This is a genomic window from Nitrospira tepida, assembly GCF_947241125.1.
GTDB lineage: Bacteria > Nitrospirota > Nitrospiria > Nitrospirales > Nitrospiraceae > Nitrospira_G > Nitrospira_G tepida.
The window spans coordinates 365,920-382,733 of sequence record NZ_OX365700.1; the positions used below are offsets into that span (position 1 = coordinate 365,920).

Here is a 16,814-nt window from a genome sequence, read left to right on the forward strand (position 1 = left end):
TTGGAAGAGTGTCCCAGACCGGGCGGTCATGGCGCAAGCCGACGGGACATGAAAGCAGCCGGCCGGATCTCGATTCGGCGATTGAAAGGATCATGATGTCGAGAGCGATCGTGTGGTTTCGGCGGGATCTCCGGGTGCAGGATCACCCCGCCCTGGCGAATGCGCTCCGAGACTATGAGGAGGTCATCCCGCTCTTCGTGTTCGACGAGCCGTTGCTCCGGTCGCAGGTCTTTGGCGCCGGGTGCGTCCGGTTCATGCTGGATTGTCTGGCCGAACTGCAACGCTCGCTGGCCGGATCCGGGCTCTCATTGCGATGGCGCCATGGCGATCCTCTGGAAGACGTTCCGAAGCTGGCGCGCGACATGCGGGCCGACGCGGTGCTGTGGAATCGGGACTATGATCCGGTCGCTGTGGAACGGGATCATCTCGTCATGCGGGCCTTGGCCAAGCAAGGGGTCGCGGTACGGACCTTCAAGGACCATATGGTCTTCGAGCCGGATGAGATCCGCACAGCGGACGGCGGGGGCTTCCAACGCTACGGCGCCTATCGGGCGAAATGGTGGGCCAAGTGGCGGGCCGCTGCCCCGGAATCGGCGACCCTGTCTCCTTCAAGACAGTCAGCGGTTCCCTCCAAAGAGATCAAACCGCTCCCCTCCGCTTCAGATTTGGGATACCAGACTATCGTGCCGGCGATTCCCGGCGGAGAACGGCAGGCCCTCGCTCGACTGCGACTGTTTTTGGACGGCCCGATTCACCGCTATGGCATCGGACGCAACCGGCCGGCACAGGACGAGACCTCCGTGCTCTCTCCGCACTTCCGATTCGGGACTTTGTCGCCGCGCTCGGCAGTCCGGCAGGCGCTGCGAACCTTGAGCGATCGGGACAGTCAACGAAACGGCGCATCCCGGTCAGATGTCGTGACCTGGATCGACGAATTGGTCTGGCGGGATTTTTTTCATCAGGTGCTGGCCAACCATCCGCATGTAGCCGGGGAGCCGTTCCGGGCGGCGGCGGTCGCCCCTCGCCGTCCCGACGGGCCGGAGGCCCGCTGGTTGTTTCAGGCCTGGCGCGAGGGGCGAACCGGCTATCCGCTGGTGGACGCCGGCATGCGTCAACTGAACCAGACCGGCTGGATGCACAATCGCGTGCGCATGGTGGCGGCGTCGTTCCTTGCGAAGGATCTGCGGCTGGACTGGCGTTGGGGCGAGCGCTACTTCATGAACCGGCTGCTCGATGCGGACCTGGCCGTGAACAACGGCAACTGGCAATGGTGCGCCTCGACCGGCACGGACGCCATGCCTGGCTATCGGATCTTCAACCCGGCGCTACAGGGGAAAAAGTTTGATCCGGCCGGCGAGTACGTGGCCGAAGCGGCGAGGACGGCATGAACCGGGAGCATCCCATTAAGCTCGGCATCAGCCGCTGCCTGCTCGGAGACGAGGTCCGGTTCGACGGCGGGCACAAGCGGGATCACTTTCTGGTCGAGGTGCTGGGCCGCTATGTCGAATGGGTGCCGGTCTGTCCCGAGGTGGAGGCGGGGTTGGGCACGCCACGGGAGGCGATGCGGTTGGTGGGCGAGCCGGAACAGCCCCGGTTGATCACGATCCGAACGAACCGGGACCTGACCAGGCCGCTGGCAGAGTTCTCTCACCGGCGGGTTCGGGAGCTGGAAGCGGAGGATCTGTGCGGATACGTGTTCAAGAAGGACTCGCCGAGCTGCGGCATCGAGCGGGTGAGGCTCTACAACAAGCACGGGATGCCGGGCCGGGCCGGGGTGGGGGTCTTCGCCCGGGCGTTCCGCGAGCATTTTCCGCTGACGCCAATCGAGGAGGAGGGACGGCTCTGCGATCCGTTGATCCGCGAAAACTTCATCGAGCGGGTGTTTGCCTACGACCGGTGGCGGAGCCTGCTGTCGGCCGGCGGCACCCGGCGAGCCCTGGTGAGCTTTCACACGATCCACAAGTATCTCCTCCTGGCGCACAGCGCGACCCACTATCGGAGTTTGGGCCAGATCGTTGCGCAGGCCGACCGCTACCGGCCGAAGGAACTGCCTCTGCGATATGGAAAGCTGTTCATGGAGGCCCTGTCCGTCAAGGCGACGGTCCGCAAGCATGTGAACGTGCTGCATCACCTGGTGGGACACTTCAAAGCCCACCTCGATCGGGCTGAAAAGGCGGAGTTGTTGAGTCTCATCGACGATTATCATCGCGGCCTGGTCCCGTTGGTCGTGCCGATGACGCTCGTCAAACATTACGTGGCCCGATTCGAGGTGCCTTACGTCCGGGACCAGATCTATCTGAATCCGCATCCCAAGGAACTCATGTTGAGGAACCATGTATAGCCGCCTGAAAGGCGTGAAAGGAGTCGCTCGATGGTCTCGACCCAACGCGGAGTGGTGCTCGTCGGACATGGAGGCATTCCCAAAGATTGCCCGCCGGAGTTGATCACGAGGCTGAAGCGGCTGGAGGCGCAGCGGCGAGCGGTCAAGGCGCCGCCGAGCCAGGAGGAAATCGAATTGGACGCGACGATCCGGCGCTGGCCGAGGACCCCGCAGAACGACCCCTATCGCGTCGGGCTGGAGGCGGTGGCCGCGCATCTCCGCCAGCGGTTGGACGGAGCCCTCTTTGCGCTCGCATACAACGAGTACTGCGCGCCGACGTTACAGGAGGCGGTAGAAGAACTGGCCGGAATGGGCGCGACGGACATTACGGTGATCACCACGATGTTCACGCCCGGCGGTTCCCATTCGGAAATCGAGATCCCGGAAATTCTCGCGGGGCTGAGGGCCGCACATCCGGAGATCACCTTGCGGTACGCCTGGCCGTTCGACTTGAACCTCGTCGCAGAGACCCTGGCGGAGCAACTGCGGCGGTTTTCGTGACTGGTTCTCATAGGTCTATCTCTGTATTCGCGCCCTGAATTCTCGCCTCCCCCGAAGGGGAAATCTCCGCTTTCTCCAGGCTAGAACCTTGTAGTAGAGTGAAGGCGGCGGTGGACCGGACAGGGAAAGGCAACACATGATTCGTATCCGCTTGGGAATGTTGATCGCCCTTCTGCTGTTCTGCGGATGGGTCCAGGGTTGCGTGGAGCCGGATCGATATATGACAGATGAGGAACAGGCCAAACAGGCCGAAGACAAGGACTCGTCTCGCGAGGCTCAACCCGGTCGGTCTCAACGTCCGTCCCGCAGCACTTCCTCGCCCGGCACGACCGGATCCTACTGACCGGTCCATCTCTGAGTCCGTTTGGTGCTTTTCCGTGAACGGTGGCTGCTGAAGCCCTATCCGGAACTGTCCTGTAGTCGGCATTCCCAATGGCGAGTGGTCCTGTTTCACGGTCCGACAAGCCCCTCCGGTAGCGCCACCCTTCAGGTGCCGTGGATTTGAGCCAGCCGAAGTGTGGCGTGGGACTCGCGATATCGGTATACTCGCGCGGGGCCGGCCATCCGATATGCCGATTTCGGATCGTGCAGAATTGGCGACAGGCCGGGAGACATCGTCTGTGACGCAGGTCAATCGATCAACGGAACAGGACACGACATTGAAGGCCGAATTGGTCGAGGCGTTTCTTGAAACCCAGTCGTTCCGGTACGACCCGGATAAAGGGTTTACGCTGGCTTCCGGCCAGATCAGCCCCTTCTATGTGGATTGCCGGATGCTCATGGCGCATCCCGGCCCTCGCCGGCTGGTGGCACAGGCTGCCTGGGAACGGTTGAGGGAGGTGGACTTCGACTGCCTCGGCGGATTGGAGATCGGCGCGATTTCCATCGCCACCACGATTTCGGATTACGCGTTTGCGGCCAATCCTCAACGGGCATGGCGGACCTTCGTCGTGAGAAAGCAGGCTAAGGACCACGGCTTGGGGAAGCTGATCGAAGGCGGCGTCCGTCCGGGCGACCGGGCGGTGGTCGTGGACGACGTCTTGACCAGCGGCGGCTCGCTGTTGAAGGCGGTCGCGGCGGCGCGAAAGGCCGGACTGGAAGTGGGGCATGCTCTGGTGATCGTGGATCGCAAGGAACAGGATGGCCGGGCAAGGGTGGAAGCGGAAGGGCTCAGGCTCTTGAGCCTGTTGACGATCGATGATTTTCACGCCAAGGTTGGACCGGCCGGCGCCCGCTGATCGGCTGGGTTATTTGCATTCAAACTGAATGCCCCACCGCCGTTCTTGAACGATCTCCTGCGAACCCTGCACGTTGTGCACTCGACTTCGGCCCCTGGCTTCTCCTTCACGGACGATGGTGTAGCGACGGCCGCACTGTTCTTCGATCAACCGAATGGCATCCCGCCGAAATGTCGAGGTCATCGACCCGGTTTCCGGCCTGAAGGGATAGACGACGACGCCCCCCTGCTCGCTCACCTGTAACAGCTTGGCGCCCTCTGAACAACCCTGGCAGGCGACCGCCAGAGCCAGCAGGCAGAACCTTGACCGGTTTTTCATGGAGTTCGTATCATAAGCGGAGGACCCGATCGGAACAAGAATCAATCGGAGGTCCGCGACGGCGGACAGGGAGTCGGTTGCGAAAGGAGGACGTCCATGAAACGGCCAGGGTGGCTTCTGATCGGCGGCATTGCGCTGGCGATTGTCGTAGCCGGGTCCACGGCTGGACTCGCCTACCATAGTTATGTGTTGAACGTGCAGCAATTGCGGGCGGGATTGATGAAGGCGGTCTCTCCGGACAAGAAGGGGTTCTTCTTGGTCGATGTCCGCAGCCCGGAAGAACATGCAGGCGGGTTCATTCCCGGCACCGATCTCAACATTGACTTCCGCGAGATCAAGGCCCGGCATCGGGAGATCGGAGCCAAACCGGACGAGCACGTCGTGGTGTACTGCCAGTCGGGCCATCGCAGCAATATCGCCGCGGAGACGCTGGCCGACTTGGGCTACCGCTACGTGTACAACGTCGATGGCAGCATGAACGCCTGGACGGAGGCAGGCTATCCGATCGAGCGTCCTCGCCGGTAGGAGGCGGGCACGGGCTGTCAACGGGCTGAGGACGGTTGTTGCGCCGGATGGCGGGTCGGCGAGGGCGAGCCGGTCTCCGTCCTCGGCCTGATGCTGATCACCGCCGGCAGCGGGATGTGGGAGGCCCGGGCGGTGCCGTCGACGGCGGACCGCCAACCGGGCGCGTAGCCCGATCTGGTCAGTTGCGCCAGCAAGTCGGCGCCGACCAGCACTTCGGAAGAGGAGCCGCCGTCCATCGCCATGACCTGCTTCACGGCCGGGAACGACCGGCGCAGGCAATCGCCCAACCCATAGAGCGTGGCCGGATTCGTCGTCTTGAGGAGCCAGATCATGCCGCCGCCGTCTTCGGCCAGGAGCGTCTGCTGCGCGCGCTTGCCTGATTGCCTGACGCGGATCTTGCCGGTTCGATCGACGACCATGAGGGCTTGCGCCGCTTCCCGATAGGTCGGACGTTCCTCCTCAAACTGTTCAAAGGCCAGGTCGAGCACCCCGGCTTTCCGGCGGTCCGCCTCCGTGGGTTCGGCGACGAACAGCGCCTGCCATTGAGGGTGGCGCCGCTTTCCGAGCGCACGCCCGTCCTTATAGAGCAGCCCCATGTAGGAAAAATCGTCGAGAAACAGGCCGGCGTTGAACATGAGGCTGGCCCCGATGCGCCGCTGCCAGTCCACCATCAAGGGGGGGGAAGGCAAGCCTTCGTCCTGGAAATGGTGGACCGCAAACCGGTAGCGCTCCGGATCGATGCGCACGAGCACCGCTGCAAGGTCCTCGCTGCATCGAACACCGGGATTCCAGGTCGCAAACGCCAGTCCATCCGCCACGCTGTCCCACTTGAGGCCCTCATCGGAAGCGGCTGGTGCTACCAGGGGGAGGACGAGCAGCAGCATGATCGCGGCGCGGCTGATCAGCGTCCGACCCAGGCGCAAGACCGAACCGGTCTTGGCCATCAGGGCGTCGCAGCTTCCTCCCGGTCGCTCCCGGTCAGTTTGTCGGCCTGCGCGGTCGGCGTACATCGGAGACTCGGATCGGCACGCATGACGAGACGGACGAGCAGGATGCGTCGCGGGCTGGGCCAACGGGGACGAGTATAGAGAGGCCTCCCCGCCCGGTCAACGGCGCAGGCCTGCCGCTCTCCTCTCGCATCGATTACCGTGCCGCCGGCGCCGGGTCCGGAGGCGGCGGTTCGTTGATCGTGCCCCAGAACAGGCCCAGCTCCGTGACCGTTTTCCTGAACGCCCCGAACTCGACCGGTTTGACCACGTAGGCGTTGGCTCCGAAGGCGTAGCAGCGCAGAATGTCCTGTTCCTCGCGCGACGAGGTAAAGATGACGACCGGGATGCGCTTTAGCATGTCGTCCGATTTAATGGCGCGGAGCACCTCCAGCCCGTCGACCTTCGGCATTTTCAGATCCAGCATGATGACCGTCGGCTGGCCTTCCGGACGAGCGGCGTAGGGGCCCCGGCGATAGAGATAGTCCAAGACTTCCGAACCATCCCGGCAGAGGGTCACTTTCTCGGCGAGCCGCTGCTCTTCCATGGCGGCCAGGGCCAACTCGGCATCCTGGGGGTTGTCGTCGGCCAGCAGGATCGGTTTGTAGCTCACGGTCATGCCGCCATCTGAAGCGGAGCCCGATGGGTGGGCAGAGCGATGTAAAACGTGGCGCCCTTGTCGGGCTCCCCTTCCGCCCAGCTCCTGCCCCCGTGCCGGTGGACGATCCGTCGGACGTTGGCCAGGCCGATCCCCGTCCCCTCGAACTCATCGGCCCGGTGGAGCCGCTGAAAGACGCCGAACAGCTTGTCGCGATAAGCCATGTCGAACCCGACGCCGTTATCCTTCACGAAGAAGACGGTTTCCTGCGGAGAGGACGAGTCGGCTCCGATCTCGATCTTCGCCAACGGCCTCGTGCTCGTGAACTTCACGGCGTTGGCGATCAAATTGACGAAGATCTGCCGTAGCATGGAGGGGTCGCCCTGGACGACCGGCAGATCCTCGATCTGCCAGGCGACGGCGCGCCCCTGCAGGTCCGGTTGCAGGTGCTGGATCACCTCTTTCACCAGTTGGTTCATATCCACGTCGGTCGTCGTCATCTCGGCCCGTCCCATGCGCGAGAAGCTCAGGAGATCGTCGATCAACTGGCCCATCTGTTTGGCGGCCTGGGAAATGGTCGTGAGGTACCGGCGCGCTTTTTCGTTGAGGTCCTGCCCGGCGGCCTTCTCCAGCAAGGCGACGTAGCCGTCGATGTGGCGGAGCGGAGCCCTCAAGTCGTGCGACACGGAGTAGCTGAAGGCTTCCAATTCCTTGTTGGCCGCTTCCAGCAGTTCGCCCCGGTGCGCGAGTTCCCTGGCCACCCGCTCCCGCTCGGCAAGGTCGTGCCGGATGAGATAGTAGACCGACGACAGCAGCACGCATTGCAACAGCGTCCCGCCTCCGAGCAGCCAAATGTTCAGGCGGGTGCTGGCCGCCGAGTCATGGGCCCGACGTTCGATCGACTCGGTTTCTTCCCGGCTAATCTCCGACAGGATGAGCCGCACCCCTTCGAGTTCACGGTTGGCGTCCCGTCCGGACACCAGCGGACGCACCCCCTGATAGCCGTGTTTCTGGCGTTGGACGATGCCGGCCCGCTCGGCGTCGAGCACGCGCTTGATGCGGGTTTCCAGCAACCGGACCCGTTCCTGCTGCAAAGGGCTTTCGCTGACCGATTCCTGAAACGTCAGCACATAGGCCGGGGCCAATTCGATGGCGGCTTGGTGCGCATCCAGATAACTGTCGTCGCCCGTGACCAAGTAGCGGCGGGAGCTGCGTTCGGCTTCTTCCAGCAGGGCGAGCAGGTCGTCGAGGCCCTTGACGAGGCGATGGCTCCGGGCGTCATGTTTGGTGTTCGTGATGAGGATGGAGGTGTTGCGATAGACCAGGAGGCTGATGGCGCCGACGACGAGGAACACCAAGCCGAAGCCGAGCAGCATGAGGTGATGAATGGACCACTGTGCGAACGAATTGCGGTATGGGATGCGCATGGGTGCGTGGACCGGAACATGAGGACGCGCGCGCCTTTCCGGGGCATCGATCTGGAGGCTGGGACAGGGATCGCGTCGATGCGGCGCACCGGGCCGGCTGGATCCGGTCGGTCGGTATTCTAGCAGAGAGGGGGACGGGCCTTGACGGATTTCGCGTTTCGCGCAGCGGGTAAACGGGAGCGTGGCGGCGACGGCCTATGGAATGACAGGCACCAGGGCGAGAGGCGGAACGATCAACCGCCGGGCATTGCCGGCGGAGCCGCGTGGGCGATCGAGCCGGCAAGATTGGAAAACATGAGCGTGGCGGAGACGACCCAGTCGATCACCGGCTGCGGGTAGATTCCCAGCGCCAGCGTGCCGGCCAGGCCGATGTACAGCACCGCCTGCATCGACCCCGGCACCCGCAGCGGCGTCGGATCGGTCGGCTCGTTGATATACATCTTCTTGACGACGATCAAGTAGTAGTACATGGAGATGACGACATTGACCAGCCCGACGGCGATCAATGTGTAGAGGCCTTCCTTGATGGCCGCGACGAAAATATAGAGCTTGCCGATGAACCCGGCGAGCGGGGGAACTCCGGCCAGCGACAGCAGAAACAACAGCATGGCAAAGGCCAAGAGCGGCGAGCGGCGGTTCAGGCCGTTGTAATCTTCGATCTCGTCGCTGCCGATCAGATTGCCGACAGTAATGATGACGGCGAAGGCGCCCATATTGGCGAACAGATAGGTGAGCAGGTAGAACAGGATGGCGTCCTCCCCCATCTTGGTGCCGGCCGCCAAGCCGATCAGCACGTTTCCGATCTGCGCGATGCCGGAATAGGCCAGCAGCCGTTTGATGTTGCGTTGGGCGATCGCCACGATGTTGGCGTAGGTCATCGACAGGATGGAGACGGCGACCAATATCATGACCCAGGCCGGCTTCATCGTCGCCAGCGCGATGTAGAACATGCGCAGCAGAATGGCCAAGGCCGCGCCTTTCGGGGCGATCGAGAGGAAGGCCGTGACCGGCGTAGGCGCCCCTTGATACGTGTCCGGAATCCAGGCATGGAACGGGACGGCGCCGATCTTGAAGCCGAGCGCGGCAAAGATCAGCAGATAGCCCGCGATGAGCCCGGGCGTCGGCTCGGGTCCCATCATGTCGGAGAAGACGAGCTTGCCGGTCTCGCCGTACACGAGGCTGATCCCGTAGGCCAGCAACCCGGCGGCGAACACGCCCAGGATGAAGAATTTGATGCCGGATTCGTTGGAGGCCAGGTCGTCGCGCAGATAGGAGACCAGCACGTAGAAGCCGAAGGTCGAAAATTCCAGCGTGACGAACAGGGAGAGCAGGTCGTTGGCGGAGGCCATGAACATCATGCCCAGCGCCGACATGAGCAGCAAGAAGTAATACTCCCCGCGGAAAAAGCGGAATTTGCGGATGTATTCGATCGAGGCCAGCACCACCATGAGGGTGGCGGCCACGATGAAGATCTTGAAGAAGATCGCCATCCGGTCGAGCACGAACATGTTGCGAAACAGGGCTCCCGTCACGTGCGAGAGGTCCAGCCAGACCAGACAGGCGAGGGTGCTGACGAGCGACAGGACGCTCAACGAGGCGATGTGAATCTTCGGCAGCTTCGGCCAAGCGAAATCGACCGCCAGGATCGCGCAGACCCAGAGCGTCAGCACGATCTCCGGCAGCATCAGCAACAGGTCGGAGAGGGAGAGGGACAGCGAAAACGTCATGGCCGTCTGGCCTCCGGTCGTTGAGCGGCGGACCCAGCGGTGGAATCCGGGTGAGACGACGCCAGTTCGACGGTCCGGTCCGCCGCCGGCTCGGCGGCCGCCACAGGCACCACCTTGGAGATCCGCGCGACCAGCGGATCGACCCCCGCGCGGACCACGGAATAGAAGTGTCCGGGGAACAGGAAAAACCCGATGCTGCAGGCCATCATCAGGAAGAACGGCACCCGGTCCACGGCCGCGACGGCGTCGTGCGCGTGGCTATGGTGCTGGTCCATGGGGCCGTAGAAGACGGCGCGCATCATGCGGAAGAGATAGCCCATCGTCAGGACGATCCCGATCACGGCCACGATGACCTGTAACGGATACTTGTTCCAACTGCCGACGATGATCATGACTTCGGCGATGAAGTTCACCGTGCCCGGCATCCCGACGGAGGCCATGCAGGCGACGATCGTGCAGCCGGCGATGAAGGGCATGCGGTTGACCAGTCCTCCCAGCGACGGAATGTCCCTGGTGTGGGTTTGGTCATAGACCCAGCCGGCCATGGCGAAGAGCATGCTGGTGGCCAGCGCGTGGGCGAACATGTAGATGACCGCTCCGCTCAGGCTGATGTAGTCCAGCGCCGCCATGCCGAGGAACACGTAGCCCATGTGGCTGGAACTCGAGTAGCCGATGACGTACTTGGTGTCCTTGGCGTAGAACGCCACGAACCCGCCGTACAGCATGCTGAAGATGGACAGGACCGCGGCGATCGGCATCAGCTCACGGGTGGTCTCCGGCAGAATTTCGAAGGCCACGCGAATGATGGAGAAATGCCCGAGCTTCATGAGCACTCCGGCATGGAGCATGCTGGTCGCGGCGGGGGCGGCCGCGTGGCCGACCGGCGACCAGGAGTGCAGCGGCCAAATCGGCGCGATCGAGGCAAATCCGAAGAAGATCAGCAGCCAGATGATCGTCGCGACCGGTCCGCTGAAATGGGCCTGCTCCCGCAACACGAGAATGTCGAAGGTGTTGAGCCCGGAGAACTTGTAAATCAGCAGAATGCCCATCAGCGCCACGACGGCAAAGGCCGACAGGAACAGCACGAGCTTCATGGCGGCGTACTCTTTGCTGTTCGAGGCGAAGTTGAAGATGAACCCGATCGAATCGCGCTTCTTCAAGCCCTCCGGGTCGGTCATTTCGAGGTACTTCTTCGTGTGGCTTCCCCACATGCCCAGGAGCAGATACATGGGAATGACGGACATTTCGTAGAAGAAGTACAGGAAGAAGAGATCCAGCGACATGAAGACGCCGATCGTGGCGGCCGCGAGGATCAGGAGCCAGCTATAGAATTGCTTCACCCGGTCCTTGATGTGCCACGAGACGAAAATGCCGGCGAAGAGCAGGATGCAGGAGGCCAGCACCAGCGGGGTCCCGATGCCGTCCACGCCAAGATAGAACGCAATGCCCAGTTCACGCGACCATTCGTACCGTTGGACGAACTGAAAGCCGCCTTTGGCCGGATCGTAGGCGAAAAACATGTAGAACGAAGCTAGGAGGCTGATGCCGGCCGCGCAGGCCGCGATGCTGCGGATGAGGAGCGTCTGGCGCTCGGGAGTGAAAATCAGCGCGATGACGCCGAGAAACGGAGCGAACAGGATATAAAGGAGCGTGTAGTCGGCCATGACTTGTTTAATCCCGCATCGAGTGCCGGGTGGTATCGATCATCGTGACAGTGCCGCGGTCCAGGCGGTCGACGAGCGCCTGGACGGAGCCGTTCATCATGCGCAAGAAGGGCGATGGATACAGGCCGATCCAGATGATCATGATCGTCAGCGAGACGCTGATGACCAGCTCCCCCAACTTGAGATCAGGCACCGCCTGAGCCAGACCCTTGCCGAGCGGGCCCAGCATCGACCGTTCGTAATACCACAGAAAATAGGCCGCCCCGGTGATGACGCCGGTGACCGCGATGGCGCCGTACAGCCAATAGGCCTTGAAGGCGCCCATCAGGATTAGGAATTCGCCGACGAACCCGTTCGTCCCCGGCAACCCGATCGAGGCCAATCCAATGATCAGCAAAAAGGTCGCGAGCAGCGGGGCCTGTTTGGCGAGGCCGCCGAAGGACGACAGATGGGTGCTCTGCCTCCTGGAATACAGAAACCCCGCCACGAAGAAGAGTCCGGCCGTGCTGAAGCCGAGGTTGATCATCGTCAACAGGCTGCCTTGAATGCCCTGATAGTTCAGCGCAAAGGCCCCGACCGCCACGAACCCCAGGTGGCTGACGCTGCTGAAGGCCAGCAGCCGCCTGAAATCGGGCTGGATCAGCGCCACGACGGCGCCGTACACGATGCCGGACAGGGCCAGCACCATGATGATGGTGACGACGCTCTCATGTTTGGAGGCTTCGGGCAGCAACGGAAGGCTGAACCGGAGGAATCCGTACGTGCCCAGCTTGACCCCGGCCAGCATGACCGCCATGCCGATCGGGCCTTCGAGCAAGGCGTCCGGGAGCCAGGTATGGAACGGAAACAGCGGAGCCTTGAAAGCGAAGCCCAGGAACAACAGCCAGAAGATCAGAATCTGCTTGTTAACCGAGATCGGCGCCTGCAGGAGTTCGAGAAAATCAAATGAGTAGACCGGCTCGATGTGACTGCGCACCGCCCAACTGTGATAGTTGATGTCGAGCAGCGCGATCCCCACGAGCATGAAGACGCTGCCGAGAAGCGTGTAGAGCGTGAACTTCAACGCCGCATATTGACGCTCCGCGCCGCCGCCCCAGAGCTTGATCAGAAAATAGCTGGGAATCAGCATCAATTCCCAGAACACGAAAAAGACGAACAGATCCAGGCTGACGAACACGCCCATGGTCGTGGTTTCGAGGGCCAGCAGCGCCATCAGGTAGAGGCGGATCTTGTGTCGCACCTGATCCCACGAATAGATGATGACCAGCGTGGTCAGGAACGCCGTCACGCCCACGAACAGCACGCTGATGCCGTCCACCCCCAGGTGATAGCTGATGCCGAGCGGGGCGATCCATGCGACCCGTTCGACGAACTGCATGGCCGGCGAATCGGGCACGAAATGGACGAGCACGACGATGGCGAGCGCCAGTTCCAGCAGGGACACGCCGAGCCCCACGGCCTTGACCATCTCCTCGTCGTCCAGGAACCAGAGCACGAGCGCTCCCAGCAGCGGGACGGCCAAGAGACAGGACAGAATGGGGAAATTGAACGACAGCTCTTCCAGCATCAGATCGGCTCGCTTTCAGTCATCGAGAGGCCCGCCATGCGTCGGCTCTCTTACAACGCGCTCCACCAGATCCACACGAGATGGACGATCACAAACAACCCGGCCACGATGATGGCAGCATAGTGGTGCACCAGGCCGCTTTGCAGTTTCCGCCAGGAGCGAGCCATCAGATGGTTGGCGTACCCGACGATGTTGAGAAATCCGTAGATCACATACTTTTCGGTCCAGGTGCTGCCGGCCGCGGTCAATTCGGTCATGCGGCCGACGCCGCGGACGATCCCATCGATCACGGTCCGGTCGAACCAATCCCAGACCAATCCCATCCGTTTCATCGGCTCGACGAACAGGGCGTCATAGATCTCATCGACATACCACTTGTTCAACAGCGCGGCATAGAGCCGGGGCGAGCGGGCCGCCCAGGTGTCGGCCGTGCCCGGCTTCACCGTATAGAGGAAGTGGGCCAGCAGCCAGCCCAGTAGGGCGATCACCGTAGCCACGCCCATGAGCATGATCGTGAGCCCGGCGCCGGCCTCGTGCTCCCCCCCTCCCGTGCCCGCCACCGGGCTGAGAAAACGATGGAACCACCCGTGCTCCGGCGGGACACCGGGCAACCCGCCGACCAGGGACAAGGCGGCCAGGACGAACAGTGGTCCGAGCATGACCGGCGGCGATTCGTGGGCATGTTCCCAGGTGTGATGGTCCACGCGCGGTTCTCCGTAAAACGTCAGGTAGGTCAGGCGAAACATGTAGAACGATGTGAGCAAGGCCCCCAAGGCCGCCATCCCGTAGAGGATGTAATGATGATGGGTGAAGGCGTGGGCCATGATCTCGTCCTTGCTCCAGAATCCGGCGAAAGGGAACATTCCCGCGATCGCCAAGGTGCCGATGAGAAACACGCGGTGGGTCCAGGGAATCTTCGAATGCAGCCCTCCCATCTTGCGGATATCCTGCTCTCCGTGGAGGGCATGGATGACCGAGCCGGCTGAGAGAAACAGCAAGGCCTTGAAGAAGGCATGGGTCATCAGGTGAAAGATGGCGGCTGCATAGGCTCCGACGCCACAACCCAGGAACATGTACCCGAGCTGGCTTACGGTGGAATAGGCGAGCACGCGCTTGATGTCGGTCTGGACCAGGCCGATCGTGGCGGCGAAGAGGGCCGTCGAGCCGCCGATGATCCCCACGGTCGTCATTGCGGTCGGCGACATGTCGTAAAACACGTGGTTGCGCACGATCATGTAGACCCCCGCCGTGACCATGGTGGCGGCGTGAATGAGCGCACTCACCGGGGTGGGGCCTTCCATCGCGTCGGGCAGCCAGGTGTACAGGGGAATCTGCGCGGACTTGCCGACCGCGCCGATCAAGAGGCAAAGGGCAATGGCCGTTGCCATTTCCGGCGAGATCTGGCCGGCCTGGGCCAACACCGTGGTGTAATCCAGCGACTTGAAATTCACGAAGATGAGGAAGATGGCCAGCAAAAAGCCCGCGTCGCCGATCCGATTGACCACGAAGGCCTTGGTGGCCGCCTTGGCGGCCGAAACCTTCTCATAGTAGTAGCCGATCAACAGGTAGGAGCAGAGCCCCACGCCTTCCCATCCGATGAACAGCACCACGTAGTTGTTCCCCATCACGAGGAGCAACATGGAGACCATGAACAGGTTCATGTAGGTGAAGAAGCGCGTGAACCCGTCCTCCCCGTGCATGTAGCCGACCGAATAGAGGTGGATCAGAAAGCCCACCCCGGTCACGACGAGCAGCATGATGCAGGTCAGGGGATCGATCAGATAGGCCAGATTGATGTTGAGGTCCCCGCCGAAGATCCACTGGTAGGCGACCACGTCGCGAGAACCGCCGGTGCCCAACACGTCCGCGAAGACGGCGACAGCGCAGAGGAACGACAGGAACACGGAGCCGCAGGCCAGCCGTGCGGCCATATGGTGCGAGTACCGGCTGCCAAGCAGGCCGTTGGCGATTGCTGCCAGCAGGGGGAAGATGGGAATCAGCAGAACTAGCCAGTCGAACATGTCACCACTTCAACAGATTCATCTCGTCCACGTTGGTCGAGATTTTTCCCCGGAACACGACGATGATGATCGCCAGGCCGATGGCGGCTTCTCCGGCCGCGATGGCGATGACGAACAGCGCGACGAGCTGGCCCGCCATGGATTCCAGATAATGCGAAAACGCCACGAGGTTGATATTGGCCGCGTTCAGCATGATCTCGACGGACATCAGGACGATGATGAAATTCCGCCGGATCAACACGCCGAGGACGCCGGTCATGAACAGGATCGTGCTGACGGTCACGTAGGCGGACAGGGGAATCATGATTGTTCCATCAGATCACGACGATGAGTTGCCTTCGGCATGGCCAAGCGATGTCCTCAGGTGGACGAGACCTTGAGCCCGACGATCCCGGCGATGATGAACAGGAGGCTGAGCATCCGCCACGTATCCCGCGACTCTCCGAAGAGCAGCATGCCCAGCGTCGCGGTTCCGGCCGCGCCGATGCCGGTCCAGACGGCGTAGCCGGTTCCGATGGGAATCGTCTTGAGCGCCAGCGCCAGCAACCAAATGCTCAGGGCCATGGACACCCCGAACAACGCGCTGGGCCACAGCCTCGTGAACCCCTCCGTGTATTTCAGCGAGACCGCCCACCCGACCTCGAACAATCCCGCCACAATCAGATAGAACCACGCCATCTCCCTCTCCATCTCATGGACGATCCTGGCTCTCCGGCTTGGCATCCGTCGGTGTTTTCGCCAGCACGATGGCTCCGACGATCGCGGCCGTGAGGAACAGACCGATAATCTCGAACTGCAAGATGTGGTCGCTGAACATCTTGAGGCCGATCGCGACGGTATTGCCGGTCTTCAGCGTGAGATCGGTCGGCGCATCGCCCTTCGCCCCGCTGAAGGGGGTGCGAAACAAAATAAACAGGAGGTAGAGGCTGCCCAGGACCGCCGGCGCCAACAGGTACGGGTAATGGGCATGGAAATACCGCTCTTCGGTCTTCAGGTTCAGGAGCATCAGCACGAACAGATAGAGCACGAGGATCGCGCCGGCGTAGACGATCACCTGCACCGCCCAGAGGAATTCCGCGTTCAACAGAATGAACAGGCCGGAGACGTGCAACAGCAGGGCCAACAGGGCCAGGCCGCAATGGACGGGGTTCTTCAGGGCGACCGTCAACACGCCGGCCACAATGGCCACCAGCGAGAAATAGGCAAAGAACACCGCGATCATCGTCTTCTAGGTTCCTTCGACAGGCCGGTGCACGGTCGCTTACGTGAGGTGCTTCGGCGGCGGCTGCGTCCCCTTCGCCACGGACTGGGGAAAGTAATATCGGTACTCGCGGCTCGAGTCGCTGTTTTTTTCCTGGCCGTGGGCGTAGAGATATTTCTTGCCGTCTTCCAGGAACTTTTCACCGATCTCGTACAGCCGCTTTTTATCGAACAAGAGCGTCCGTTTATCGTGGGTGGAAAACTCGTAGAGCTTGGTCATGGCGAGGGCGTTGACGGGGCAGGCTTCGACGCAATATCCGCAAAAGACGCACTTCGTGATGTCGATGTAAAACTCGCTGGCGTACCGCTGGAGCGGCAGGGACTTGTCTTCCGCGCTGACCACCTTGATGCAGCGCGAGGGACAGGCGGCTTCGCAGAGGTCGCATCCCACGCACCGCTCCTTGCCGTCGTCGTACCGCAACAGGGCGAGCGCGCCCCGGTGGGTGTCAGGAATCTGACGCTGCTCGCGCGGATATTGAAAGGTGATCGGCCGGTGAAACATGTGCTTGAAGGTCACCTTCATGGCGTCCCAGATTTCGTCGAACAGGATCGCGTGGAGGATCTTCTTGGTCACACTGGCGACTTTCATCATCGTGCTCTTT

At 62.1% G+C, this 16,814-nt stretch carries 18 protein-coding genes; 6 read left to right on the forward strand and 12 right to left on the reverse strand.

Translation table 11 applies throughout. The features are described from left to right. Window positions 1-92: 92 nt before the first annotated feature. The 5 genes from QWI75_RS01815 to pyrE all read left to right on the forward strand — a co-directional run bounded on the left by QWI75_RS01815 (window position 93) and on the right by pyrE (window position 4,119). On the forward strand, window positions 93-1,388 hold the full coding sequence (locus QWI75_RS01815) for a cryptochrome/photolyase family protein (RefSeq protein ID WP_289266977.1): 1,296 nt from the start codon (window positions 93-95) through the stop codon (window positions 1,386-1,388). Next, window positions 1,385-2,341, forward strand: a complete 957-nt coding sequence (locus QWI75_RS01820; protein ID WP_289266978.1) for a YbgA family protein — start codon at window positions 1,385-1,387, stop codon at window positions 2,339-2,341. Before QWI75_RS01815 ends, QWI75_RS01820 begins: the two co-directional genes overlap by 4 nt. Window positions 2,342-2,371: 30 nt before the next feature. Then, window positions 2,372-2,881, forward strand: a complete 510-nt coding sequence (locus QWI75_RS01825; RefSeq protein ID WP_289266979.1) for a sirohydrochlorin chelatase — start codon at window positions 2,372-2,374, stop codon at window positions 2,879-2,881. 136 nt (window positions 2,882-3,017) lie between these two features. Then, window positions 3,018-3,224, forward strand: a complete 207-nt coding sequence (locus tag QWI75_RS01830; protein WP_289266980.1) for a hypothetical protein — start codon at window positions 3,018-3,020, stop codon at window positions 3,222-3,224. Between the two features lie 277 nt (window positions 3,225-3,501). Further along, window positions 3,502-4,119 carry an orotate phosphoribosyltransferase gene (gene pyrE, locus QWI75_RS01835; protein WP_289266981.1) on the forward strand — a complete coding sequence of 206 codons (618 nt, stop codon included), beginning with the start codon at window positions 3,502-3,504 and terminating at the stop codon, window positions 4,117-4,119. Between the two features lie 9 nt (window positions 4,120-4,128). Here the strand turns inward: pyrE and QWI75_RS01840 are convergent, their stop codons facing one another. Continuing rightward, the gene (locus QWI75_RS01840; protein WP_289266982.1) at window positions 4,129-4,437 is read right to left on the reverse strand and encodes a hypothetical protein; all 309 of its coding nucleotides are present in this window, start codon (window positions 4,435-4,437) and stop codon (window positions 4,129-4,131) included. 96 nt (window positions 4,438-4,533) lie between these two features. Between QWI75_RS01840 and QWI75_RS01845 the strand changes: the two genes are divergently transcribed. Beyond that, window positions 4,534-4,962: a rhodanese-like domain-containing protein gene (locus QWI75_RS01845; RefSeq protein WP_289266983.1), complete on the forward strand. Its 429-nt coding sequence runs from the start codon at window positions 4,534-4,536 to the stop codon at window positions 4,960-4,962. 17 nt (window positions 4,963-4,979) lie between these two features. On the opposite strand, the gene QWI75_RS01850 is transcribed toward QWI75_RS01845, so the two are convergent. The 11 genes from QWI75_RS01850 to nuoI form a co-directional block, all read right to left on the reverse strand. After that, the gene (locus QWI75_RS01850; RefSeq protein ID WP_289266984.1) at window positions 4,980-5,906 is read right to left on the reverse strand and encodes a phosphodiester glycosidase family protein; all 927 of its coding nucleotides are present in this window, start codon (window positions 5,904-5,906) and stop codon (window positions 4,980-4,982) included. Between the two features lie 199 nt (window positions 5,907-6,105). Then, on the reverse strand, window positions 6,106-6,567 hold the full coding sequence (locus QWI75_RS01855) for a response regulator (RefSeq protein ID WP_289266985.1): 462 nt from the start codon (window positions 6,565-6,567) through the stop codon (window positions 6,106-6,108). Continuing rightward, the gene (locus QWI75_RS01860) at window positions 6,564-7,973 is read right to left on the reverse strand and encodes a sensor histidine kinase (protein WP_289266986.1); all 1,410 of its coding nucleotides are present in this window, start codon (window positions 7,971-7,973) and stop codon (window positions 6,564-6,566) included. Before QWI75_RS01860 ends, QWI75_RS01855 begins: the two co-directional genes overlap by 4 nt. A gap of 233 nt (window positions 7,974-8,206) precedes the next feature. Beyond that, window positions 8,207-9,700 carry an NADH-quinone oxidoreductase subunit N gene (locus tag QWI75_RS01865; RefSeq protein ID WP_289266987.1) on the reverse strand — a complete coding sequence of 498 codons (1,494 nt, stop codon included), beginning with the start codon at window positions 9,698-9,700 and terminating at the stop codon, window positions 8,207-8,209. Next, window positions 9,697-11,364 (reverse strand): complex I subunit 4 family protein, encoded by a 1,668-nt coding sequence (locus QWI75_RS01870; RefSeq protein ID WP_289266988.1) that lies wholly within the window; start codon window positions 11,362-11,364, stop codon window positions 9,697-9,699. Before QWI75_RS01870 ends, QWI75_RS01865 begins: the two co-directional genes overlap by 4 nt. A 7-nt stretch (window positions 11,365-11,371) precedes the next feature. Beyond that, window positions 11,372-12,931 (reverse strand): complex I subunit 4 family protein, encoded by a 1,560-nt coding sequence (locus QWI75_RS01875; RefSeq protein WP_289266989.1) that lies wholly within the window; start codon window positions 12,929-12,931, stop codon window positions 11,372-11,374. Window positions 12,932-12,981: 50 nt separating this feature from the next. Then, on the reverse strand, window positions 12,982-14,952 hold the full coding sequence (nuoL, locus tag QWI75_RS01880; protein WP_289266990.1) for an NADH-quinone oxidoreductase subunit L: 1,971 nt from the start codon (window positions 14,950-14,952) through the stop codon (window positions 12,982-12,984). Window position 14,953: 1 nt separating this feature from the next. Beyond that, complete coding sequence (gene nuoK / locus QWI75_RS01885; RefSeq protein ID WP_289266991.1) at window positions 14,954-15,256, reverse strand: NADH-quinone oxidoreductase subunit NuoK; 303 nt, start codon at window positions 15,254-15,256, stop codon at window positions 14,954-14,956. Between the two features lie 56 nt (window positions 15,257-15,312). Beyond that, the gene (gene sugE / locus QWI75_RS01890; RefSeq protein ID WP_289266992.1) at window positions 15,313-15,630 is read right to left on the reverse strand and encodes a quaternary ammonium compound efflux SMR transporter SugE; all 318 of its coding nucleotides are present in this window, start codon (window positions 15,628-15,630) and stop codon (window positions 15,313-15,315) included. A 13-nt stretch (window positions 15,631-15,643) separates the two neighbouring features. Next, window positions 15,644-16,174 (reverse strand): NADH-quinone oxidoreductase subunit J family protein, encoded by a 531-nt coding sequence (locus QWI75_RS01895; protein WP_289266993.1) that lies wholly within the window; start codon window positions 16,172-16,174, stop codon window positions 15,644-15,646. A gap of 39 nt (window positions 16,175-16,213) precedes the next feature. Further along, window positions 16,214-16,804, reverse strand: a complete 591-nt coding sequence (gene nuoI, locus QWI75_RS01900; protein ID WP_289266994.1) for an NADH-quinone oxidoreductase subunit NuoI — start codon at window positions 16,802-16,804, stop codon at window positions 16,214-16,216. Window positions 16,805-16,814 lie beyond the last annotated feature (10 nt).